The following is a 22,068-nucleotide window of genomic DNA, read 5'->3' as shown; positions in this document are numbered from 1 at the left end:
TTGGTCAGGTGTGCCATGTCCGAATCTTCGCAATTTTTCGCAACTTCGACGGATGCGTGCGGCCTGGCTTCAAGAGTCCCATGAACTCATTTCGGCACGGGGCTGGCAATTCGACTTATGGTCGAGACATCCGTTTGTGCAACCAAATCCGTAGCGGACAGGCTTCAGGCTCCGGTATTCGAGGCGTTCCCGTTCCTGTGTCGTTGGGCTGTTTCAGACGCTAATGGTGCATGTTCAGACGCAAAACTATTCATTTGCTCGCCACACTCTTGTGAAGTTGTGAAAACCCGTTTTTTTCACGCTCTTTTGAAGACGTGAACCTCAAAAAGGGCTGTCCGGGGCTGGCACCGTGCCCGAAGGGGCAAACAACTCAGTGGCCGAGCGTCATGACAGCTCTGCAGATTCGCGAAAAGCGGGATTTGCCAGGGAAACAGCAAGCACGCCAGCTTCACTCGATCTGTGTGGGCGGCTCTCTGTGGGCGATTTGGATGCCAATGCAAGCGCATTGACGCTGTTGCGGGGCCCGATCAGGAGACGTCCTTATAATCGGGGGGAGATTGTATCGAAGAAATGCGGGGAGTTGGTCGAGTTTAATGACTTTTATTAGGCATCCGGTCAGATGCTCAACATCGCCTGAGCACGTGCGCGTGGGCGTTGCTGTTCGACCCGGGCGCTGGCGGGCAGAGGCTGGTGCAACCAGTTGAGGCGGATTTCCTCGATTTCCACCCAGCCGTCACCCATTGGCTGCAGGCTGCATTGCTTGAAGGCCTGGCAATGGCCGTTGCGGTCGAGCAGGGCGAAGCTGCGGTGCAGCGGGCGTGGGGCGAACAACGAGATCAGATAGCGCATGGCAGTGTTCCTTTTGGGGATCTGTGGCGAAGATTGTCAAAGGAACGTGAAGCGAACGTGTATGGGGGGTGAAGAATGTGTGACAGGAACCGCTGGCGGCGGGGTTTGTCTGACATTTCAGTGCTGGTGACCCACAGTGGCCCACCGCTATACTGCCGGCCTGTCTGTGCCTGATTCTGGAGAGAAGAGCATGTTGCAACGCCTGTTGTTCGGTTTGATCACTGTGACCAGTTTGACCCTGGTTGGCTGCGCCCACAGCCCGCAACAACTGAGCCCGGAACCGAAGCTGACCACTCAGCTGGCACCGGTCGGCCATGGCCAGCCTGTCGTGGTCCGCGTGGTCGACGGTCGTCCGTCGCCAACCCTCGGCACCCGTGGCGGCCTGTACCCGGAAACCAGCGCCATCACCGTGCAGCGCGAGCAGATCCTGCCGAAGTTGCAGGCCCAGGCCGAAGCGGCCGTGCGTCTGCTGGGCTTCACTCCGTCCAACGGCGCGATGAACGCTCCACAACTGACCGTGACCCTGACTGAGCTGAAATACCAGTCGCCGAAAGAAGGCATGTACGTGACCGAGGCCACCATCGGCGCGACCTTCCGTTCCGACGTACAGAGCGGCAACCGTCGCTACAGCGGCCGTTACGGTGCCTCGCTGGACCAGCGTTTCGGCATGGCGCCGAACCAGGAAACCAACACCAAACTGGTCAGCGACGTGCTGAGCGATGCACTGACCCGTCTGTTCAAGGATCCGACCGTGGGTCAGGTTCTCGCCGAGTAAGTGTTCGGTTGATGTGAAAAAGCCCGGGGCCAGTGATGGCTCCGGGCTTTTTCGTTCAGGCGGCTTGCGAATAGAAGTCGAGGACGCTGACGCCGGTCAGCAGATCGGTCTCGGGCAAGTCCGCATGCTGGTGCCCGCCGAGGGCGCAATACACCAGCCAGTGACGGTCCTGAACATTGAAGGCCAGGCTGCCGACGAGGGTCTGCTGTTCGTCGGACGGGGAGATGAGGTACAGGCGATCCTGGTTTTCAGCGTGAAGCATGTCGCGTTCCGTGTCGGTTTCGAGGCGCGCAGGGTGACTGAAACAAATGACGATGCCGTGACACAGGACAGCCATCGGTCGATTGATGGGTTATTTGTCGCAAAGGCTAGGGCAGTCGGGGAGGGTTTCGGTAGAATCCGCGCCGCGGTCGTCGGTCTGGCGTTCGCCATACCGGTCTAGATTGAGGTCTGTGATGTCGCTGCACTTGATGACGCTGTTTACCGCCCATCCCGCCAAACTGATCAACCTGCTGGCCCTGCTGTTGGCCTTCCCCGGCAGTTGGCTGCTGCACGCGACCCGCCGCCGTGAACAACGGGCGATGGCCAGTATTGCGGCCCAGCGTCAGAGTCAGCCGAATCAGGAGCCGGTGCTCGATTGGGCGACCCTGCGCATGAACCGCTTCTTCTACCGCTTCGGTTTTGCCTGCCTGGGCCTGGCGTTGCTGGTGTCCTGGATCAGTACCCGCTTCTGAACGAAAAACGGCGCCCGAAGGCGCCGTTCTTGTATCCAGCCGACACCGCTTACAGCGGCAGTCCAGCCTTGACCCGGTACTGATTGCGTACCGGCGTCGCATATTGCAGCACCAGATACGGACGATGCTCCTCGGGGCAGGCGTCCAGACGGTTTTGCCATTCTTCCTGGGCCTTGGCCAGTTCCTCGGCACCAAACACCTCGGCAGCCTTCGGCACGTTCAGTTGCGGATCGGCATCGGCCCACTGCGCGTACGCCAGGTAATGCACCGGGAACAACCGGTAGCCGCCGAGAATCTGCTTGTCCATTTCGACCGCCAATTGCTTGGTGTCCTCGAACAGCTCGGTGATCGGCGCGGCGAAGTTCACGTGGACCCGGCCCTTGTAGCCGGTGATGCCCTTGGCGATGCTCACGTCATCCTCGCCCGGCGCCTTGCTGTAGGTGCCGGTGGTGGCGCGGATGTACAACTCGCGGGCCTTGGCCTGGTCGCACGGGTCGTATTCGTAGCTGATCGACACCGGGGTCAGGTTCAGCGACTGAATGACTTCGCCGAACGGCTCGTCCTTGCGGCTCATGTGGAACATCTTGAGGATCGCCGACTCGGTACGGTCGTCGCCGTCCTTCGCGCGGCCTTCGGCCTGGGCGATCCAGATCGAGGCGCAGTCATTGCGGATCGAGTGGTTGATGTAGGCCGACAGCAGTTGGTAAGCGGCCATTTTCTCGCGGCGCCCGGTGATCGAGCGATGCACGATGAAGCTCTTGTTCAAACGCATCAGGTCGCTGACGAACGGCTTTTGCAGCAGGTTGTCGCCAATCGCGATGCGCGGCGTCGGCAGGCCGGCGTGGTACACGGCGTAGTTGACGAAGGCCGGGTCCATCACGATGTCGCGGTGGTTGGCGATGAACAGATAAGCGCTGCCGGACTTGAATTGCTCGACACCGGTGTAGGTCACGCCGTCGGTGGCGCGCTCGATGGTGTGGTCGACGTAGAACTCGACCTTGTCCTGCAAAGTGGCCACGGAGGTCACGTCGGCAAACTCACGACGCAGCCGATGGGCTATAAGTGGTTTGAGCATCCAGCCGAAGGCACCGGCAAAACGCGGGAAGCGGAAGTGGGTGAGGATATCTAGAAACGCCTTGTCGCCGAGCAGTCGCGCCAGTACCGCAGGTACTTCGCTGTCGTCGTAAGGTCGGATGGCATCGAATTCGCCCATCATGCTCTCTTGTTGGAAACGGCTAGGGTAAGTAAAGGTTTTGATCGAAAACCAACGGGGCACGGTCTGAAAAAGTAGCCAGACAAAAATAGCCCTGCAAATAGACCGGCGATTATACGCACAAGTCACCCGGGAGACCGCGATGCTGGAAACCGAGCATTATCAATGTCCATATTGTGGGGAAAAATGCGAAGCCGTTCTGGATCTTTCCGCAGGAGACCAGGAGTACACAGAGGACTGCCCAGTCTGTTGCAAGCCGATTACCTTCAAACTGCAAACCGATGGCCATGAATGGATGCTCGATGTTCATAGCGAAAACGAGTGAGGCGCGCCCATGCAGCGAATCTACGAGCCGGAAAACCTGATGGAAGGCGAGATGCTCAAGGGCATGCTCGCCAGCGAAGGTATCGAGGCGCATCTGGTCGGGCGCGATCTGCTGGGCGGCACGGGGGAATTGCCGATCTTCGGACTGCTGGGCCTGTCGGTCGATAACGACCAGGCCGAATACGCCCGCGAGCTGATCAGTGCGTACAATGCCGCGCTGCCGCTGCCCGGCGATGAACCGGACAGCTATCCCGGGACGCTGGTCTGTTAGGCTGGCGTTCGTTTTATTTGTGAGTCGTGCTGCCCCATGTGTGGACGTTATGCCCTGTTTCGCTGGAACCGCGATTTCGCGAGCCTGCCCGGTTTTCCTGCCGATCAGCAGGCGCAGTGGAACATTTCCCCCAACGATTCGGTGTTGATGCTGCGCGCCGAACCCGACGGTCAGCGCACGCTGGCCCGTGCCCGTTGGGGGCTGACACCGCCGTGGCTGACCGACATGTCGCGCACGCCGGCCCATGCCCGGGCCGAAACCGTCGCCGAACAGCCGATGTTCCGCGAAGCCCTGCGCCTGCGCCGTTGTCTGCTGCCGGCCAACGGTTTCTACGAATGGCGCGGCACCACGCGCAAACGCCCGTACTGGCTGACGCCGGGGGAAGGTGCTTCGTTGTTTTTTGCGGCGATCTGGGAAGCGTATCCGGTGCAGGAACAAGTCTGGCTGAGCACGGCGGTGATTACCCAGCCTGCAGCCAGTCAGCGTCGGCCGTTGATTCTCGATGAGGCGGGGCAGGCGGCGTGGCTTGATCCCGAGACGCCGCTGCATGTCCTGCAGGGTTTGCTCGCCAGCGAACCCGCCGCCTTGCGCGAGCGGGTGCTGGCGAACCTGGTCAATGATCCGAAGCTCAATGGGCCGGAGTGCCTGACTCCGGCCTGATCTGTCAGACCTTGAACTGGTTGATCAACCGCCGCTGCTGCTCCGCCAGTTTGGTCAGATCGGCACTCGCCGAACTCGATTCGTCCGCACCACCGGCCACCTCATTGGCCACCTGACCGATGTTGATCACGTTGCGGTTGATGTCGTCGGCCACCGCGCTCTGTTCTTCGGCGGCGCTGGCGATCTGGGTGTTCATGTCGTTGATCACCGATACCGCCTGAGTAATGGTCTCCAGCGCTTCGGCCGCCTTGGCCGCGTGTTGCACGCTTTCGTCGGTGCGGTTCTGGCTGTCTTCCATGACCCGCACCACATCGCGGGTGCCCTGTTGCAGTTGCTGGATCATGCTCTGGATTTCTTCGGTGGCCTTCTGGGTTTTCTGCGCGAGGTTGCGCACCTCGTCGGCCACCACCGCAAAACCGCGTCCTTGTTCACCAGCGCGGGCCGCTTCGATCGCCGCGTTGAGGGCCAGCAGGTTGGTCTGCTCGGCGATCCCGCGAATGGCGATGAGGATCGCGTTGATGTTTTCGCTGTCCTTGGCCAGGGTCTGCACCACGTCCACGGCCTTGCCGATTTCCACGGCCAGCACGCCGATCGAATTCGACGTATCGCGCACGATTTGCATGCCTTGGCTGGCGGCCTGATCGGCGTGGCTGGCCGCTTGCGCGGCCTGGGTCGCGTTACGCGCCACGTCTTGCGCGGTGGCGGTCATTTCCTGCACGGCGGTGGCGACCTGATCGATCTCGGCCATCTGCTTCTGAATGCCGATATTGGTCCGGATCGCGATGTCCGCCGTGTGCTCCGAGGAATCGCTGACGCTCTGTACCGACGACACCACCTGCGTGATCATCCCCTGCAACTTGGCGAGGAAGGTATTGAAGCCTTTGGCGATGGAGCCGAGTTCGTCTTTGCGATCACTGCTCAAGCGACGGGTCAGATCACCTTCGCCCTGGGCGATGTCATCGAGCATGGTCACCATCTGTTTGAGCGGGCGGGCGATGCCATGGCCCACCAGCCAGATCACCAGCAGGCCGAGGCCGGCAATGATCAGGCCGACCATGGCCATGCCGAAGGTGTCGGATTTACGCTGGGCGTCGAGGTCGCCTTGCAGCTTTTGCAGATCTGCCATCACGGCGTCGAGCGGCAGTTGCAGCATCAGCGTCCAGCGCGCGTCGGTCTGGCCGATGCCGAACGGCAGGTACAACTCGATCCGGCCTTGCTCTTTATTGACGGTGTAGGTCACTTCGCCGCGCTTGAGATTGGCCATGTTGGCAATCTGCTGGGCGTCGAGGATGTCGCTGACTTTCTCGCCGAATTTGCTCGGGTCCTTGGTGTAGGCAACGATCCGGCCGTTGCCGCCGATCAGGGCCATTTGCCCGGCGCCGCTGTACAGTTTCTGGTTGGCGCCCAGGAGCATTTCCTGGATGAAGTTCACCGACAGGTCGGCGCCGACGATGCCCTGGAAGGCGCCGTTGAGCATGATCGGTTCAATAAAGGAGGCGAGCATGACGATCTTGTCGCCGACCTTGTACGGGGCGGGATCGATCACGCAGGATTTTTTGGTTTCTTTCGAGCACAGGTAGTACTCGCTGGCGCGCACGCCGGTGGACAGGACTTTCTGGTCGTCGACGTCCACCAGTTTGTCCAGACCGAGGGTGCCGTCGTCGTTGCGGAACCACCACGGCAGGAAACGCCCGTTGGCGGCGTCGATGCCGACCACACTGGTGCCGACGTAGGCCGCATCGTTGTGATCCAGTGCGTTCTTTTCCCAACCGATGTAGGTGCCGAGAATCTTCGGGTTCTTCTCGACGTTTTCCTTGATCAGGCTGATCAGTTGCTCACGGCTGACGGTCAGTCGCGGTTGACCATCGGCGCCCGGCGTGCCGAGGAGGGCGTTGACGCGTACCAGTCCGCCGGCAATCAACAGCGGCGCTTCCAGTTCGCGCTGGATCTGGCTGACCTGGGTCTGTGCCAGCGACGTCAGGCGCTGTTCGATGACTTGCTCGAACTGGGCCTGGGTCCGTTGCTGGACCATCTCCTGGGTGCGGGCACCGGAGAACAGCGCATACAGCACCAGCGCGGCGACTACGCTGAGTACGATGGCGCCGGCCAGGGCGGCCACGGAAAACTGGATCGACTTGAACTTCATGGGAGCTCCGCACGCGAGAGGACGTCTGCGCTGCTGTATCGGCAGCCACGATTGCGCCATGAGGCACGGCGCGAGTAATTGCCGCCGAATGTCGCAAATGGATCAGTGCGCGACGCAGTTGCAGCGGGCGTGGTGGCGGATGTGAATTTTTTCCTACAGGTCTGGCGGGCGGCTTCTGAAAGTGTGTGCAACACGTCCGGTGTATCTGGCGTCGATACAATTACCCGCCTAGGATACGCGGCAGGTTTTCAGGGAGCTTTTGAATGAACAAGACATTGGTTGTAAGTGCACTGAGCGCGGCGCTGTTGCTGGCCGGCTGTCAGTCGGTCAACACCACCAGCGGCGGTGCCGTGGGCGTGGAGCGCAAGCAGTACATGTTCAGCATGCTGTCCTCGCAAGAGGTCGACCAGATGTATGCCCAGTCCTATCAGAAGACCGTGGGCGAAGCGTCCAGCAAAGGCGTGCTGGACAAGACCAGCAATGACGCCAAACGCATTCAGGCCATCGCCAACCGGCTGATCGCCCAGGCACCGAACTTCCGTCCGGATTCGGCGCAGTGGAAGTGGGAAGTGAACCTGATCAAGAGCGACGAGCTCAACGCCAACTGCGGTCCTGGCGGCAAGATCATTTTCTACACCGGGCTGATCGACAGCCTGAAGCTCACCGACGATGAAATCGCCGCGGTCATGGGCCATGAAATCGCCCACGCCCTGCGCGAGCACGGTCGTGAAGCAATGTCCAAGGCTTATGGCATCGAAATGGCCAAGCAGGGCGCCGGTGCGTTGCTCGGCCTGGGTCAGGACAGCCTGGCGCTGGCCGACACCGTGGCCAACTATGGCATGACGCTGCCCAACAGCCGCGCCAACGAGAACGAGGCCGACCTGATCGGTCTGGAACTCGCCGCGCGTGCCGGGTACAACCCGAATGCCGCCATCACTCTGTGGGAGAAGATGAGCAAGGCCTCTGAAGGCGCACCGCCGGAGTTCATGAGCACTCACCCGTCTTCCAGCAGCCGTACGGCTGCGTTGCAGGCGGCGATTCCGAAGGTCATGCCGCTTTACGAGAAAGCGCCCAAGTCCTGAAGCCATGATCGCTCCCGCACTCAGTGCGGGAGCGATCTGCCGGATCAAACCCAGCCGCTGCTCTGCATCGCCTTGTACACCGCGACGATCGCCAGGATCAGGAATGCCGAGGCGGCCAGTCGACGGATCAGGGTCAGCGGCAGTTTCTCCGCCGCAAAATTCCCCGCCAGTACCACCGGCACGTTGGCGATCAGCATGCCCGCCGTGGTGCCGATGATCACCAGCCACAGCTCCGGGTATTGCGCCGCCAGCATCACGGTAGCGATCTGGGTCTTGTCACCGATTTCCGCGAGGAAGAACGCAATCAGCGTGGTCAGGAATGGCCCGAACTTGCGGGCGGTGCTGGCTTCATCGTCATCCATCTTGTCTGGCACCAGCGTCCACAGGGCGGTGGCGGCGAAGCTCGCGGCGAGAATCCAGTGCAGGACCGAATCGGAGAAGAAACTGCCGAACCAGGCGCCGACCGCACCGGCTGCCGCGTGGTTGGCCAGGGTCGCAGCGACGATACCGGCGATGATCGGCCAGGGTTTGCGAAAGCGAGCGGCGAGAATCAGCGCGAGCAGTTGCGTCTTGTCGCCGATTTCGGCCAAGGCAACGATTGCGGTGGGAACGAGTAACGAGTCCAACATCAGGATTTCCTAAGGGGCGGGTCGACACGGCTATGACACGTACAGCCTTCCCGCCCCGGGTAAGGTGTGCGTGTCATAGGTCTTGTCAAACCCTGCGATCCGTCTGCTGCGGACGCTTGGGTCGCATACGCCATGATCTGAGGATCAAGTATGTTGACGTATGCCGGACGAGCTTGGCGCTCGTGGGAGACTACTCCCCTAGGACGGAGCGGATTCTGCCTAGGCAGAATCCATTCGGCAAGTGCTAATTTTCAGCCGCGCTTGGCCCGGTAAATCCGGAAACCATTGCCTTCGGCCTTGATCGCGCAGACCCCGAGATGCTCTTCGATCAACGGTTGATACTTCAGGAAGCTGTTGGCAACCAGGCGAAGTTCGCCGCCGTTTTTCAGATGTTTGGCTGCTTTTCGCAGCAAGTTCTCGGTGGCGAAATAATCGGTGTGCACGCCGACATGGAACGGCGGGTTGCTCAGAATCGCGTTCAAACCCATCGGCGCGGCGTCGATGCCGTCACCGGTCAATACTTCGGCTTCCAGACCGTTGGCCGCGAGGGTCAGCCGGCTGCTGGCGGCAGCGAAGGCATCAACGTCGAGCAACGTGACCTGATTGTGCGGGTAACGACGCTTGACCGCCGCACCGAGCACGCCAGCACCGCAACCGAAGTCCAGCAGATGACCGCTCGGCAGTTTGTCCAGATGTTCCAGCAGCAGGGCACTGCCACGGTCCAGTCGGCCATGGCTGAACACGCCCGGCAGGCTGATGACTTTCAGCGGGCCTTCGGCCAGCGGCAGTTCGTAGGTCTGTGCCAGGCTTTCCAGTGGTTTGACTTCCGGGGCGTTGGCCACGGTCACTTGCCACAGCTGGCAATGGCGCGCGCTGTCGAGCTTGCGTGGCTTGCCGAACGGGTTGAGCTGTTTGGACGCGCCTTCGATACCGCTGCGTTTTTCCCCGACCAGATACACCTCACGCCCGGCCAGGCGCGAAGCCACGGCATTGAGGATGTAATCGGTCAGGTCCTTGGCCTTGGGCAGGAATACCACGGCGTTGGTGAATTCGCGCTCCGGCACGTTCACGCCAAAATGGCTGCGGCCTTCGAAGCGGGCTTCGAGTGCGGCCTGATCGCCGGCGTGCCAGCACCAGCCAAACGCATCGGGCAGACGCCCCAGCAGATCATCGGCAGGCAAACCGGCCAGCAACACCGAACCCTGGAATAACTCGGCCTGACGAAGCAGTACTTCACTGCGCGGATCCATAACTGCTCCTGTGAAAAAAAGTGCCGCAGTTTATCAACTGACGACCCGCAGCGCCTTACCGCTGTAGAACGCCTGGGTGTTTTCGACCAGTTGGCCGACGATTCGCTGCCGCGCTTCGCGGCTGCCCCAGGCGTTGTGCGGGGTGACGATCAGGCGCGGGATGTCGGCGGCGAGCAGCGGATTGCCGTTTGTCGGCGGCTCGATGCTCAATACATCGGTGGCTGCGCCGCCCAGATGACCGCTGCGCAAGGCGTCGGCCAGGGCCTGTTCGTCGATCAGCCCGCCACGGGCGGTGTTGACCACGAACGCGCCGGGTTTCATCGAGGCGAGTTCGCGGGCGCCGATGAAATGCCGGGTGTGTTCGTTGAGCGGGCAGTGCAGGGTGAGGGCGTCGATCTGTGGCAACAGTTCTTCCAGCGGCAATCGATCCGGACGGGCCGGGCGCCCCGGAATCTGCCCCAGCAACACGCGCATGCCGAAGGCTTCGGCCAGTCGCGCGACCGCGCCGCCGAGCTCGCCGTGCCCGAGCAAGCCAAGGGTTTTGCCTTCCAGTTCGACGATCGGGTAATCCAGCAGGCAGAACTGTTTCGCCTGCTGCCAGCGACCTTCACCTACGGCTTTTTGATAATCGGCCAAGCGCGTGGCGAGATTGAGCAGCAGCATGATCGTGTGCTGCGCCACCGACGGCGTGCCGTAACCCTGACAGTTGCACACCGTGATGCCGTGGGCGCGGGCGGCGGCCAGATCGACGTTGTTGGTGCCGGTGGCGGTAATCAGGATCAGCTTCAGCTGTGGGTTGGCGGCCATGGCGGCTGCGTCGATCAGGATCTTGTTGCTGATCGCCACGGTCGCCCCTTGCAGGCGTTCGCTCACTTGCGCAGGCAACGTCTGGGCGAACAGTTGCAGATCGCTGAAGCAGTCACGCAAAGGGCTCAGATCGAGATCGCCAAGATCCAGCGACGGGTGATCGAGGAATACGGCGCGGTGGGCGTTCGTCATCAACTGTACCTGTTGTGCTTTGAAGGGAAGGCGTAATCTGCCGAGCCTACCAGATGAAACAACTCGTTACGCTTGGCCGAAAGGAGCCCCCATGTACTGGACCGAATTCTTGACCGTTGCCCTGATCCACCTGTTGGCCGTCGCCAGCCCCGGTCCTGATTTCGCCGTGGTGGTGCGCGAAAGCGTGACCCATGGTCGACGCGCCGGGACCTGGACGGCGTTGGGCGTGGGCACGGCGATTTTCCTGCACGTCGGTTATTCGCTGCTGGGGATCGGCCTGATCGTTTCCCAGTCGATCGTGCTGTTCAACGCCCTGAAATGGGCGGCGGCCGCGTACCTGCTGTACATCGGCTTCAAGGCCCTGCGCGCGCAACCGGCGAAAACCGTGACCGATGATCTGCACAAAGAGGCCGGCGAGCGCACCGCCCGTGGCGCCTTCACCTCGGGTTTCGTGACCAACGGCCTGAATCCGAAAGCCACCCTGTTCTTCCTGTCGCTGTTCACTGTGGTGATCAACCCGCACACACCGCTGACAGTCCAGGCCGGTTACGGCATTTATCTCGCCGCCGCGACCGCCACCTGGTTCTGCCTGGTGGCCATGTTGTTCAGCCAGCAGCGTGTGCGCGCCGGTTTCGCCCGCATGGGCCACTGGTTCGACCGCACCATGGGCGCTGTACTGATCGCGATTGGCGTGAAACTCGCGTTCACCGAGATGCATTGATCGAGCGAAGCTGATTCAGGGCGTTGAGGTACTCCCGGGGATTGTCCCCGAGCAAACGGCGAAACATCGCGCTGAACGCCCGCGCGCTGCCGTAACCCAGATCCCGCGCCACGCTCTGCACGCTGTCCCCGGCGAGCAGGCGGGGCAGGGCTTCCATCAGGCGCAATTGCTGGCGCCAGGCATTGAAATTCATCTTCAGTTGTTGCTGAAACAGCCGCGCCAACGTGCGTGAGCTGGCGCCGACCTGCTGCGCCCAGTCCTCCAAAGTGTTGGGATGATCCGGCGTGCGCAGCAGCGCCAGGCAAATGCCTTGCAGGCGCCGGTCGCTGGGCATCGGAATATGCAGCGGCAGGTTTTCGAGGCTGGCGAGCTCTTCCAGCATCAGTTGCTGGATCAGCGGATTGTCGGCATGCGGCGGGCCCTGCACCGCACGCAGGATCAGTTCGCGCAGCAATGGCGTCACCGCCAACACACAGCAGTTTCGCAGGCTGGCCGGCGCCAGTTCGGGGGCGATGAACAGTGAACGCATCTGCACATCGCCGGACATGAAAATCTCGTGGGCGACTTCGGGCGGAATCCACACCGCGCGACTCGGCGGAAGCACCCAGGCACCTTGCGCCGTGACCACGCGCATCACCCCGCTCACGGCATACAGCAATTGCGCCTCGCGGTGCAGGTGCAGCGGCTGGTGCGAGCCGTCCAGATAATCCCGGGGATAGGCACTGACCGGTCCGTGTTCGAAATGGCTGATCAACATGTCGGATTCGATGACTTGGTTGGCAGGAATGCGCTTTTCGGCCAACTTAGCATGAGCGCTCACTACAACGTAAAGCGTGCCGTCATGAACCAGTCCAGAAACGTCATTCGCTACATCAACGCGGCCCATGTGATCAATCACATGTTCATGCTTATTTTCCCCGCCGCCGTGCTCGGCATGACCCAGGCCTTCGCCCTCGACTATGCCGCGCTGATCGGCCTGTCGCTGGGTGGCTTCATCGCGTTCGGCGCGTGTTCGCTACCGGCCGGCTGGCTGGGGGATCACTGGAGTCGGCGGCAGATGATGCTGGTGTTTTTCTTCGGTATCGGTGCCTCGGCGATCTTCACCGGTCTCAGTAACAGCCCGACGATGCTGGTCATCGGTCTGACCCTGATCGGCATTTTTGCTGCGGTCTACCACCCGGTCGGCACGGCGATGCTGGTGGCCTATGCGCAGAATCGCGGGCGCGAGATCGGCATCAACGGTATGTGGGGCAACCTCGGCGTGGCGTTCTCGGCATTGATCACCGGGCTGCTGGTGGCGCAGTTCGGCTGGCGCTCGGCGTTTCTGATCCCCGGTGTGGTGGCGATCGTGCTTGGGATCGGTTTTGCCTTGCAAGTGCGCGAGGAGCCGATCCCCAAGCGCCCGCACACCGCGCTCAAGGGCGCCGGCGGCCAGCGCATTTCGATGGTCATGGTGTTCGGCGTGCTGGCCCTGGCCACGGCCACTGGCGGGGTGGTGTTCAACGCCACCACCATGACCTACCCAAAACTGTTTCAGGACCGCTTGCATGACCTGTTCGCCTCGCCGCAAACCCTCGGTGTGGTGGTCAGCCTGGCCTATGCCTTTGGTGCGATTGCCCAGTTGAGCATCGGCCGGGTGTTGCACCGCGTCAGCCTGAAGTGGCCGTTTATCGCGCTGACCTTGTGTCAGGCGCCGTTGCTGTTCGCGCTGGCTTATGTCGATGGCTGGGCGGTGATCGCCGTTGGTGCCGCGTTCATGTTCGTGGTGTTCGGCCAGGTGACGGTGAATGATTCGATGGTCGCCAACTTCGTCGCGCCGCAATGGCAGTCGCGGGTATTTGCCTTGCGTTACTGTTTATCGTTCGGTGCCAGTGCGACGGCGATTCCGCTGATTTCTTATGTCGAACCGCGCCACGGTTTTGTGGGGCTTTACCTGATTCTGGCGGGCTTTGGCGCTTTGACTTTCCTCGCAGCAGTGGTTTTCCCACGCACGCCTTCTGAAGCGGCTGTAGGGCAAACGGCCTGAGCGGTTACGAACACCGGCAAATGCTGGCGCAAAGCTAGCATTTGTACGGCTCTGCAAATCATTCCTTTGGCTGATTTGGCTGACGTATAAGGGTTCTAGAGTACGAAACTCCAAAGCCAACACCGTGCAGTCAGAAAAGGGATTCTTATGTTGCAGACTCGCGTTATTCCGCCCGCTGAAGGGGCGTACCAGTATCCACTGCTGATCAAACGGCTGCTGATGTCGGGCGCCCGTTACGAGAAAACCCGCGAGATCATCTACCGTGACCAACTGCGCTACAGCTACCCGACGCTGATCGAGCGGGTCGCGCGGCTGGCCAACGTGCTGACGGCGGCCGGCGTAAAGGCCGGTGACACCGTGGCGGTGATGGACTGGGACAGCCATCGCTACCTGGAGTGCATGTTTGCGATTCCGATGATCGGCGCGGTGATTCACACCATCAACGTGCGCCTGTCGCCGGAGCAGATCCTCTACACCATGAACCACGCCGAGGACCGCTTCGTGCTGGTCAACAGCGAGTTCGTCGGGCTGTACCAGGCCATCGCGCCGCAGCTGACCACGGTGGAGAAAACCCTGCTGCTGACCGATCTGCCGGAAAAAACTGCCGACCTGCCGAATCTGGTCGGCGAGTACGAGCAACTGCTGGCGGCCGCGAGTCCGCAGTACGACTTCCAGGATTTCGACGAAAACTCGGTCGCCACCACGTTCTACACCACGGGCACCACCGGCAATCCGAAGGGCGTGTACTTCACCCATCGGCAACTGGTGCTGCACACCATGGGCGTGTCGACCATCATGGGCGCCATCGACAGCGTGCGGCTGCTGGGCACCAACGACGTGTACATGCCGATCACCCCGATGTTCCACGTACATGCGTGGGGTTTGCCGTATGTGGCGACCATGCTCGGGCTCAAGCAGGTTTACCCGGGGCGTTACGACCCGGAATTCCTGGTCGAGCTGTGGCGCAAGGAAAAGGTCACGTTCTCCCATTGCGTGCCGACCATCCTGCAGATGGTGCTCAACGCCAAGGGCGCGCAAGGCACCGATTTTGGCGGCTGGAAAATCGTCATCGGCGGCAGCGCGCTCAATCGCACGCTGTATGAAACGGCCAAGAGCAAGGGCATTCAACTGACGGCCGCCTATGGCATGTCGGAAACCGGGCCACTGGTTTCGTGCGCGCATCTTAACGATGAGTTGATGGCCGGCACCGAAGACGAGCGCACCACCTACCGGATCAAGGCCGGCGTGCCGGGACCACTGGTCGAAGCGGCCATCGTCGACACCGAGGGCAACTTCCTCCCGGCCGACGGTGAAACCCAGGGCGAACTGGTGCTGCGCGCACCATGGCTGACCGAGGGTTATTTCAACGAGCCGCAGAAGGGTGCCGAGCTGTGGGCCGGTGGCTGGCTGCACACCGGCGACGTCGCCACGCTGGACAGCATGGGCGTGATCGACATCCGCGACCGGATCAAGGACGTGATCAAGACCGGCGGCGAGTGGATCTCCTCGCTGGACCTCGAAGACCTGATCAGCCGCCACGTCGCGGTACGTGAAGTAGCAGTGGTGGGCATCGCCGATCCACAGTGGGGCGAGCGCCCGTTTGCCTTGCTGGTGGTCCGTGAAGGGCACGTTATCGGGGCGCGCGAGCTCAAGGAACACCTCAAGCCGTTCGTTGAACTGGGGCACTTGAGCAAGTGGGCCATCCCGAGCCAGATCGCGCTTGTTACTGAAATTCCCAAGACCAGTGTCGGCAAGCTCGACAAGAAGCGCATCCGCCTCGACATCACCGAATGGCAGGCCAACAACAGCACCTTCCTCTCGACGCTCTGAGCGTCCCCTGGCGCGCCGAAAACGGCGCGCCAGACCCACCAAGCAAGCGCTTGGCTTGTGAAATCCGAATTTTCAGCCATCCTTGCCGTGCCGACATGTGTCGGACTGGCGAAAGGACTGTTCCAGAGTGGCCGGCAGCTGCAAATCACACTTTAGAGGGATCAAGCAGTACCACCTGCTGGCTATAGTCCGCTCAAGGATTTTTAAGAACGGGGCACACGCACAAACGGGGCGATGCAACATTGAAGCGATTTCGGGAAGCCTCTGGCGCCCGGTCCTTCAGGCGTTTTTAAAAGTACTCACTGCCATAACAATAATGCACATGGAGTAGCGTCGATGACCTCAGTAAACCAGTTCTGGCGCCGGGCAAAGCTGCCTCTGGCCGTCAGTCTTGCTTCTTCGCTCGCCGGGCCCGCATTCGGCGTCAGTTTCAACGTCGGTGAAATCGAAGGCCAGTTCGACTCCTCCCTGTCGATCGGTGCCAGCTGGTCCACCCAGAGCCCGAACAAGAACCTCATCGGCGTCAACAACGGCGGTCACGGTCTGTCCCAGACTTCCGACGACGGCCACGCCAACTTCAAGAGCGGCGAAACCTTCTCGAAGATCTTCAAGGGCATCCATGACCTTGAACTGAAATACGGCGACACCGGCGTGTTCGTCCGTGGCAAGTACTGGTATGACTTCGAACTGAAGGACGAGAGCCGCGAGTTCAAGGACATCAGCGACAACAACCGCAAGGAAGGCGCCAAGTCCGCCGGCGGTCAGATCCTCGACGCCTTCGTCTACCACAACTACTCGATCGCCGATCAGCCGGGCTCCGTGCGTCTGGGCAAGCAGGTGGTGAGCTGGGGTGAAAGTACCTTCATCGGCGGCGGCATCAACTCGATCAACCCGATCGACGTGTCCGCGTTCCGTCGTCCGGGCGCCGAGATCAAGGAAGGCCTGATCCCGGTCAACATGTTCTACGTGTCCCAGAGCCTGACCGAAAACCTGTCCGCCGAAGCGTTCTATCAGCTTGAGTGGGACCAGACCGTCGTCGACAACTGCGGCACCTTCTTCTCCCAGCCGGACATCATTGCCGACGGTTGCGACAGCAACCTGCGCGTGCTGAACAAGCGTTCGACCATTCCTGCCATCGCCCTGGGCCCACTGGCTGCCAACGGTGTCGACATCAACCAGGAAGGCGTACTGGTGCGTCGCGGCGGCGATCGCGATGCACGGGACAGCGGCCAGTGGGGCGCGTCCTTCAAATACATGTTCGATCCACTCGACACCGAGTTCGGCGCGTACTTCATGAACTACCACAGCCGTGCGCCGATCTTCAGCGCTACGGGGGCGCCACAGTCGGTTTACAACACTGCCAGAGGATTGCCGGGGCCGTTCGCTGCGCTTGCACCACTGCTGGTGGCCGGCAATTCGCAGTACTTCGTCGAATACCCAGAAGACATCCGGTTGTATGGTCTGAGCTTCTCCACCACCCTGCCTACCGGTACGGCGTGGAGCGGTGAAATCAGCTACCGTCCGAACGCGCCGGTGCAACTGAACTCCACCGACATCCTGTTCGCCGGTGTGCGTCCGCTGGGCGGCGCATTGAGCAATGCCTCGCTGCTGACCGGTGTTCCGGGTCAGGACCTGCACGGCTACCGCCGCAAGGAAATCACCCAGTTCCAGACCACCCTGACGCACTTCTTCGATCAGGTCATGGGCGCCAGCCGTCTGACCCTGGTGGGCGAAGTGGGCGTTACTCACGTCGGCGGCCTGGAAAGCACTTCCGACGTCCGTTACGGCCGTGACCCGGTTTACGGTCCGGGCGAGTTGCCGGCCACGGGGGGCGCCAACACCTGCGCCAACATCCTCAACGCCAGCACCATCAACGGTGCGGGTGCCGGTTCGCCGCAGAACAACCGTAGCCGCAACTGCACCGACGAAGGCTTCACCACATCGACTTCGTGGGGTTATCGCGGTCGCGCCATCTGGGAATACAACGACGTGTTCGCCGGCGTGAACCTCAAGCCGAACGTGGCCTGGTCCCACGACGTCAGCGGTTACTCGCCAGGCCCTGGCGGCAACTTCGAGGAAGGTCGCAAGGCGGTGAGCCTGGGCGTCGATGCCGAGTACCAGAACACTTACACCGCAAGCCTGGCGTACACCAACTTCTTCGACGGCAAGTACACCACCGTGGATGACCGCGACTTCGTGGCGCTCAGCTTCGGCGTGAACTTCTAAGCACTGCATTTTCAGGACGAACGAATTTATGAAAATAACAAAAAGTCTGTTCCACGCCGGTGTTCTGGGCCTGTCGCTGCTGGCGACCGGTGTCATGGCGGCGGTGCCTGCCGCCGAAGCGGACAAGCTGGGCAAGAGCCTGACCCCGATGGGTGCCGAAATGGCCGGTAACGCCGACGGCTCGATCCCGGCCTGGAAACCGATGCCGAAAAATGCTGGCACCGCCGACAGCAAAGGCTTCCTGTCCGATCCGTATGCCAGCGAAAAACCGCTGTTCACCATCACCAAGCAGAACGTCGATCAGTACAAGGCCAAGCTTGCACCGGGTCAGTACGCGATGTTCCAGCGCTACCCTGAAACCTTCAAGATGCCGGTCTATCCGTCCCATCGCGGTGCCACCGTACCGGATGCCGTGTTCGCCGCCATCAAGAAAAACGCCACCACCACGAATCTGGTGCAAGGCGGCAACGGCCTGGAAAACTTCGATACCGCCGTGCCGTTCCCGATTCCGAAAACCGGTGTGGAAGTGATCTGGAACCACATCACCCGCTATCGCGGCGGCAGCGTGACCCGTCTGGTAACCCAGGCCACGCCGCAACCGAACGGCTCGTTCAGCCTGGTGTACTTCCAGGATCAGTTCGTGTTCCGCGACCGGATGAAGGATTACGATCCGGCGAACCCGGGCAACATCCTGTTCTACTTCAAGCAGAAAGTGACCGCGCCGGCACGTCTGGCCGGTGGTGTACTGCTGGTACACGAGACGCTGGATCAGGTGAAAGAACCGCGTTCGGCGTGGGTCTACAACGCCGGTCAGCGTCGTGTACGTCGCGCACCGCAAGTGTCGTATGACGGCCCGGGTACCGCAGCGGACGGCCTGCGTACTTCCGACAACCTGGACATGTTCAACGGTGCGCCGGATCGTTACGACTGGAAACTGGTCGGCAAACAAGAGATGTACATCGCCTCTGACAGCTACAAACTCGACGATCCGAAGCTCAAGTACGCCGACATCATCAAGGCCGGGCACATCAACCAGGATCTGGCGCGCTATGAGCTGCGCCGCGTCTGGCACGTGACCGCGACCCTGAAGGAAGGGCAGCGTCACATTTACGCCAAGCGTGACTTCTTCATCGACGAAGACACCTGGCAAGCGGCCGTGATCGATCACTACGACGGTCGTAACCAACTGTGGCGCGTGGCGGAAGCTCACGCCCAGGACTACTACAACGTGCAGGTGCCGTGGTACACCCTGGAAACCCTCTACGATCTGCAGTCCGGCCGTTATCTGGCACTGGGCATGAAGAACGAAGAAAGCCGGGCTTATGACTTTGGCTTCACCGCCACCATCAGCGACTTCTCGCCGGCCGCCCTGCGCCAGGACGGTATTCGCTAAGCTCCTGTAAACCGAGGCCGCATCCTCGTGAAAACGCCCCGACAGGTTCGGGGCGTTTTTTTGCCTGTCGCTTTTTCAGTAGCCTTTTTGTAGCCATTTGTAGCAACGACCTTCATAACCGCTCCGTTTAAGGCTAGTCTGCGGGCATCTGCTACGCCGCCAACAGCCATACAAACAAGAGCCGGCCATGACTGATCTGTCCCCACTTCCGGGTCCTGCAAGCGTTGCCATCGCGGCACTGGACGGGCGTTTTTTTCGCCCGCCACTGCCTGACGGCTACGTCATGCGGCCACGACTGTGCGAGCGCCTGCAGGCCGGGCTCGGTGGACGCCTGTTGCTGGTCAGCGCCCCGGCCGGGTTTGGCAAAAGCTCGGTGGCCGTGGAGTTCTGTCAAAGCCTGCCGGCGTACTGGCACAGCCTGTGGCTGGGGCTGAGCCCGCGGGACAACGACCCGGGGCGGTTTCTCGAGCGTCTGCTCGAAGGTTTGCAGGATTACTTTCCGCAACTGGGCAGTCGGGCACTGGGGCTGCTGAAAATGCGCCAGCGTCATCAGCCGTTCGCCTTTGAGGAATGGCTCGACGGCCTGCTCGATGAGCTGGCTCAGCATCTCGAACCGTCCTCGCCCCTGTTGCTGGTACTGGACGACTATCACCTCGCGCAAGGGCCGGTACTCGATCGTTGCCTGCAATTCTTCCTCAACCATTTGCCCGACGGTCTGCTGGTCATGGTCACCAGCCGGCAACGGCCGGACTGGCACCTGGCTCGCTTGCGCCTGTCGCGGCAATTGCTGGAGCTGCACGAACAGGACCTTCGCCTGACCCACGACGAAGCCTCGGCATTACTCGATCGGCACCGCAGCTCCCTTCGTGGCGAGGCGCTGGAAAACCTGATACAGCGCAGTGAAGGCTGGGTCGCCGGCCTGCGATTCTGGCTGCTGGCCGAGTCCGAAGCCGGTGGGGACTCGGTGTTGCCCCAGGCGCTGAATGGCGGAGAAGGGCTGATCCGCGATTACCTGCTGGAGGAAGTCATCGATTGCCTGCCAGCCGAAGTGCAGGGGTTTCTCTACGACACCGCGCCGCAGGAGCGTTTTTGCAGCGAGCTGTGCGACGCCGTGCGCGAAGCCCATGACAGTGCTGAAATCCTGCGTTTCCTGCTGGCGCATCAAGTGTTTCTGGTGCCCCTGGACGAGCACGGGCACTGGTATCGCTATCACCATCTGTTTTCCGATCTGTTGCGCAGTCGGCCGATCGCCGGGGCGATAGTCCCGGCTGCCACGCTGCACTTGCGCGCCTGTCGCTGGTTCAATGCGCAGGGACTGCTGGATGAAGCCGTGGAGCAAGCCCTGCGAGCAGGGCATCTGGACGTGGCGGCAAACCTGGTCCAGAACCTGTCCGAAGAACAACTGCTCGCCGAGCAGAACGTCGGAATGCTGCTTCGCTGGAAGATGGACTTGCCCGACAGCCTGTTGATCAGCACCCCGCGTCTGATCGTGCTGTACAGCTGGGCGTTGGGATTGGCCTGTCAGCTCGATGCTGCCGAAGAACTTGCCAGTCATCTGAGCCGGTTTCTGCCGGCACCCTCGGCGACAGCGCAGAAGTCGATGCTCGCCCAATGGCTGGCGCTGAAGGGGATCATCGCCCGTGGGCGAGGGCACCGCCAGCAGACCATCGAGTATTGCAGTGAAGCGCTGGAAAGCTTGCCGGCCAAGCGTTACGGCCAGCGTCTGATGTGCCTGTCCACTCTATCCAACCTGGCGATTGCCGACGGCGATCTGTGGCGTGCCCGAGGCTTGAACCGCGAATCCCTGGAACTGGCGCAGCGGGTCGGCAATCCGCTGTTCGAGGCGTTGGCACATTACGATCGCGCCCGCGTCCTGCAGGCTCGCGGCGAGATCCTGCGTGCGCTCGATGAAGTGCGCCAGGGACTGGAACGTCTGCGGGGGCTGTCGGCACAACGCTTGTACGCAGTCCGTGCCCGGCTGACGCTGTATGAAGGTTTCCTGCTGGCCATGCGTCTGCAGCCACAAGTGGCACGGGTGCGATTGCAGGCTGGCTTGAGCGAAGCACGGGCCTGTCGTGACATCAGCGTATTGATCGGCCACTGCGTGATCGCCCGGCTCGAGGGCAGCAGCGGAGATTTTGCCAAGGCCTTCGCCGAGCTGGCAGAAGCCGAACGCCTGATGCACATCTGGGACGTTCCGCCAATCTACTACCTGGCGATGATCACGCTGGTCAAATGCGAACTGTGGCTGGCCCAGGGGCGCATTGACCTGGCCGAGGCCTGGCTGGCGCGGTTGGGTCAGACCTATACCGGCGAGCGCGCGGCTGCCCCGCCGGAGTTCCACCCTCAATTGCCGTTGCACGTCGAATTGCAGCAGGCGCTGCTGGATGTCATTCAGGGACAACCCATGCTCGCCGAAGGGCGATTGAATGTCTTGCTGGAAAACGGTCAGCAAACCGGACGGCAACTGCTCAGTGTGATGGCGTTGACGCAAAAGGTTGTGCTTTTGCTGGCGGGCGGGCGCGAGCCCGAGGCTCGCAAGGCTTTGGGGCAGGCGCTGGAAGCGGCGGCTGGCGGTGTGCTGCAACCTTTCGAGACCTTGCTCAAAGAGCATTCGGAGTGGTTGCGCGGGCAATTGCAATCTACCGCTGCGAACGCGTTTTGCCAGCAGTTGCTGGAGCACTTTCCCCCGGCGTGCGTCCGCTCGCAAACGGAACCCGTTGCGGCCGAGCAGCTCAGTTCCCGTGAGTTGGCCGTATTGCGCTTGATTGCCCAAGGCTGCTCGAACCAGGAAATCAGCGATCAACTGTTTATTTCCCTGCATACCGTGAAGACCCATGCCAGCCACATCAACAGCAAGCTCGGAGTCGAGCGACGTACACAGGCAGTGGCACGTGCCAAGGAGCTGGGGGTCTTGAATTGATCGGTACAGTCACCTAC

General features: G+C 61.4%; 20 protein-coding genes and 1 riboswitch. Of the genes, 12 read left to right on the top strand and 8 right to left on the bottom strand.

Annotated elements, in window-relative coordinates; translation table 11 throughout:
• Positions 1-615: 615 nt before the first annotated feature.
• Positions 616-849: a hypothetical protein gene (locus AC1RT4_RS28100; RefSeq protein WP_039766297.1), complete on the bottom strand. Its 234-nt coding sequence runs from the start codon at positions 847-849 to the stop codon at positions 616-618.
• A gap of 190 nt (positions 850-1,039) precedes the next feature.
• Between AC1RT4_RS28100 and AC1RT4_RS28095 the strand changes: the two genes are divergently transcribed.
• Positions 1,040-1,624 (top strand): YajG family lipoprotein, encoded by a 585-nt coding sequence (locus AC1RT4_RS28095; RefSeq protein ID WP_011335900.1) that lies wholly within the window; start codon positions 1,040-1,042, stop codon positions 1,622-1,624.
• A gap of 55 nt (positions 1,625-1,679) precedes the next feature.
• On the opposite strand, the gene AC1RT4_RS28090 is transcribed toward AC1RT4_RS28095, so the two are convergent.
• Positions 1,680-1,886 carry a hypothetical protein gene (locus tag AC1RT4_RS28090; RefSeq protein WP_039766399.1) on the bottom strand — a complete coding sequence of 69 codons (207 nt, stop codon included), beginning with the start codon at positions 1,884-1,886 and terminating at the stop codon, positions 1,680-1,682.
• Positions 1,887-2,079: 193 nt separating this feature from the next.
• Here AC1RT4_RS28090 and AC1RT4_RS28085 point away from each other — a divergent pair, with 193 nt between their 5' ends.
• The gene (locus AC1RT4_RS28085; protein ID WP_007951673.1) at positions 2,080-2,358 is read left to right on the top strand and encodes a hypothetical protein; all 279 of its coding nucleotides are present in this window, start codon (positions 2,080-2,082) and stop codon (positions 2,356-2,358) included.
• Positions 2,359-2,407: 49 nt separating this feature from the next.
• On the opposite strand, the gene AC1RT4_RS28080 is transcribed toward AC1RT4_RS28085, so the two are convergent.
• Positions 2,408-3,571, bottom strand: a complete 1,164-nt coding sequence (locus tag AC1RT4_RS28080) for a 1-acyl-sn-glycerol-3-phosphate acyltransferase (protein WP_170929378.1) — start codon at positions 3,569-3,571, stop codon at positions 2,408-2,410.
• A gap of 142 nt (positions 3,572-3,713) precedes the next feature.
• Between AC1RT4_RS28080 and AC1RT4_RS28075 the strand changes: the two genes are divergently transcribed.
• The 3 genes from AC1RT4_RS28075 to AC1RT4_RS28065 are packed head-to-tail and all read left to right on the top strand — an operon-like array spanning position 3,714 to position 4,826.
• A complete protein-coding gene (locus AC1RT4_RS28075; RefSeq protein ID WP_493089359.1) occupies positions 3,714-3,896 on the top strand; it encodes a CPXCG motif-containing cysteine-rich protein in 183 nt (60 codons plus the stop codon).
• Positions 3,897-3,905: 9 nt separating this feature from the next.
• A complete protein-coding gene (locus AC1RT4_RS28070; protein WP_011335895.1) occupies positions 3,906-4,166 on the top strand; it encodes a putative signal transducing protein in 261 nt (86 codons plus the stop codon).
• A 36-nt stretch (positions 4,167-4,202) separates the two neighbouring features.
• Positions 4,203-4,826, top strand: a complete 624-nt coding sequence (locus AC1RT4_RS28065; protein ID WP_493089357.1) for an SOS response-associated peptidase — start codon at positions 4,203-4,205, stop codon at positions 4,824-4,826.
• 4 nt (positions 4,827-4,830) lie between these two features.
• On the opposite strand, the gene AC1RT4_RS28060 is transcribed toward AC1RT4_RS28065, so the two are convergent.
• On the bottom strand, positions 4,831-6,972 hold the full coding sequence (locus tag AC1RT4_RS28060) for a methyl-accepting chemotaxis protein (RefSeq protein ID WP_493089355.1): 2,142 nt from the start codon (positions 6,970-6,972) through the stop codon (positions 4,831-4,833).
• Positions 6,973-7,235: 263 nt separating this feature from the next.
• Here AC1RT4_RS28060 and AC1RT4_RS28055 point away from each other — a divergent pair, with 263 nt between their 5' ends.
• Positions 7,236-8,054, top strand: a complete 819-nt coding sequence (locus AC1RT4_RS28055) for a M48 family metallopeptidase (protein ID WP_007956847.1) — start codon at positions 7,236-7,238, stop codon at positions 8,052-8,054.
• A gap of 44 nt (positions 8,055-8,098) precedes the next feature.
• Here the strand turns inward: AC1RT4_RS28055 and AC1RT4_RS28050 are convergent, their stop codons facing one another.
• The 3 genes from AC1RT4_RS28050 to AC1RT4_RS28040 form a co-directional block, all read right to left on the bottom strand.
• Entirely contained in the window at positions 8,099-8,683 is a 585-nt protein-coding gene (locus tag AC1RT4_RS28050; RefSeq protein WP_007956837.1) for a TMEM165/GDT1 family protein, read from the bottom strand.
• 87 nt (positions 8,684-8,770) lie between these two features.
• Positions 8,771-8,895: riboswitch (yybP-ykoY riboswitch) on the bottom strand.
• 39 nt (positions 8,896-8,934) lie between these two features.
• A complete protein-coding gene (locus AC1RT4_RS28045) occupies positions 8,935-9,933 on the bottom strand; it encodes a methyltransferase (RefSeq protein ID WP_493089352.1) in 999 nt (332 codons plus the stop codon).
• Positions 9,934-9,966: 33 nt separating this feature from the next.
• On the bottom strand, positions 9,967-10,932 hold the full coding sequence (locus tag AC1RT4_RS28040) for a 2-hydroxyacid dehydrogenase (RefSeq protein WP_493089350.1): 966 nt from the start codon (positions 10,930-10,932) through the stop codon (positions 9,967-9,969).
• A gap of 91 nt (positions 10,933-11,023) precedes the next feature.
• On the opposite strand from AC1RT4_RS28040, the gene AC1RT4_RS28035 reads away from it, so the two are divergent.
• Positions 11,024-11,653 carry a LysE family translocator gene (locus AC1RT4_RS28035; RefSeq protein ID WP_074690992.1) on the top strand — a complete coding sequence of 210 codons (630 nt, stop codon included), beginning with the start codon at positions 11,024-11,026 and terminating at the stop codon, positions 11,651-11,653.
• Here the strand turns inward: AC1RT4_RS28035 and AC1RT4_RS28030 are convergent.
• A complete protein-coding gene (locus tag AC1RT4_RS28030; RefSeq protein ID WP_085606949.1) occupies positions 11,637-12,410 on the bottom strand; it encodes an AraC family transcriptional regulator in 774 nt (257 codons plus the stop codon). The two genes, AC1RT4_RS28035 and AC1RT4_RS28030, sit on opposite strands and share 17 nt — an antisense overlap.
• Before the next feature lie 84 nt (positions 12,411-12,494).
• Here AC1RT4_RS28030 and AC1RT4_RS28025 point away from each other — a divergent pair, with 84 nt between their 5' ends.
• The 5 genes from AC1RT4_RS28025 (at position 12,495) to AC1RT4_RS28005 (ending at position 22,051) form a co-directional block, all read left to right on the top strand.
• Positions 12,495-13,679, top strand: coding sequence for an MFS transporter (locus AC1RT4_RS28025; protein ID WP_493089347.1), 1,185 nt, complete (start codon positions 12,495-12,497; stop codon positions 13,677-13,679).
• Between the two features lie 147 nt (positions 13,680-13,826).
• Positions 13,827-15,509, top strand: coding sequence for a fatty acid--CoA ligase (locus AC1RT4_RS28020; protein WP_493089345.1), 1,683 nt, complete (start codon positions 13,827-13,829; stop codon positions 15,507-15,509).
• Between the two features lie 336 nt (positions 15,510-15,845).
• Positions 15,846-17,735 (top strand): DUF1302 domain-containing protein, encoded by a 1,890-nt coding sequence (locus tag AC1RT4_RS28015; RefSeq protein WP_493089343.1) that lies wholly within the window; start codon positions 15,846-15,848, stop codon positions 17,733-17,735.
• A 28-nt stretch (positions 17,736-17,763) separates the two neighbouring features.
• Positions 17,764-19,128 (top strand): DUF1329 domain-containing protein, encoded by a 1,365-nt coding sequence (locus AC1RT4_RS28010; RefSeq protein WP_273898703.1) that lies wholly within the window; start codon positions 17,764-17,766, stop codon positions 19,126-19,128.
• Between the two features lie 187 nt (positions 19,129-19,315).
• Complete coding sequence (locus tag AC1RT4_RS28005; RefSeq protein ID WP_493089341.1) at positions 19,316-22,051, top strand: winged helix-turn-helix domain-containing protein; 2,736 nt, start codon at positions 19,316-19,318, stop codon at positions 22,049-22,051.
• Positions 22,052-22,068 lie beyond the last annotated feature (17 nt).

The sequence above is a fragment of the Pseudomonas sp. GW821-FHT11D10 genome (assembly GCF_058808435.1).
This window is presented reverse-complemented; position numbering and strand designations above follow the sequence as displayed.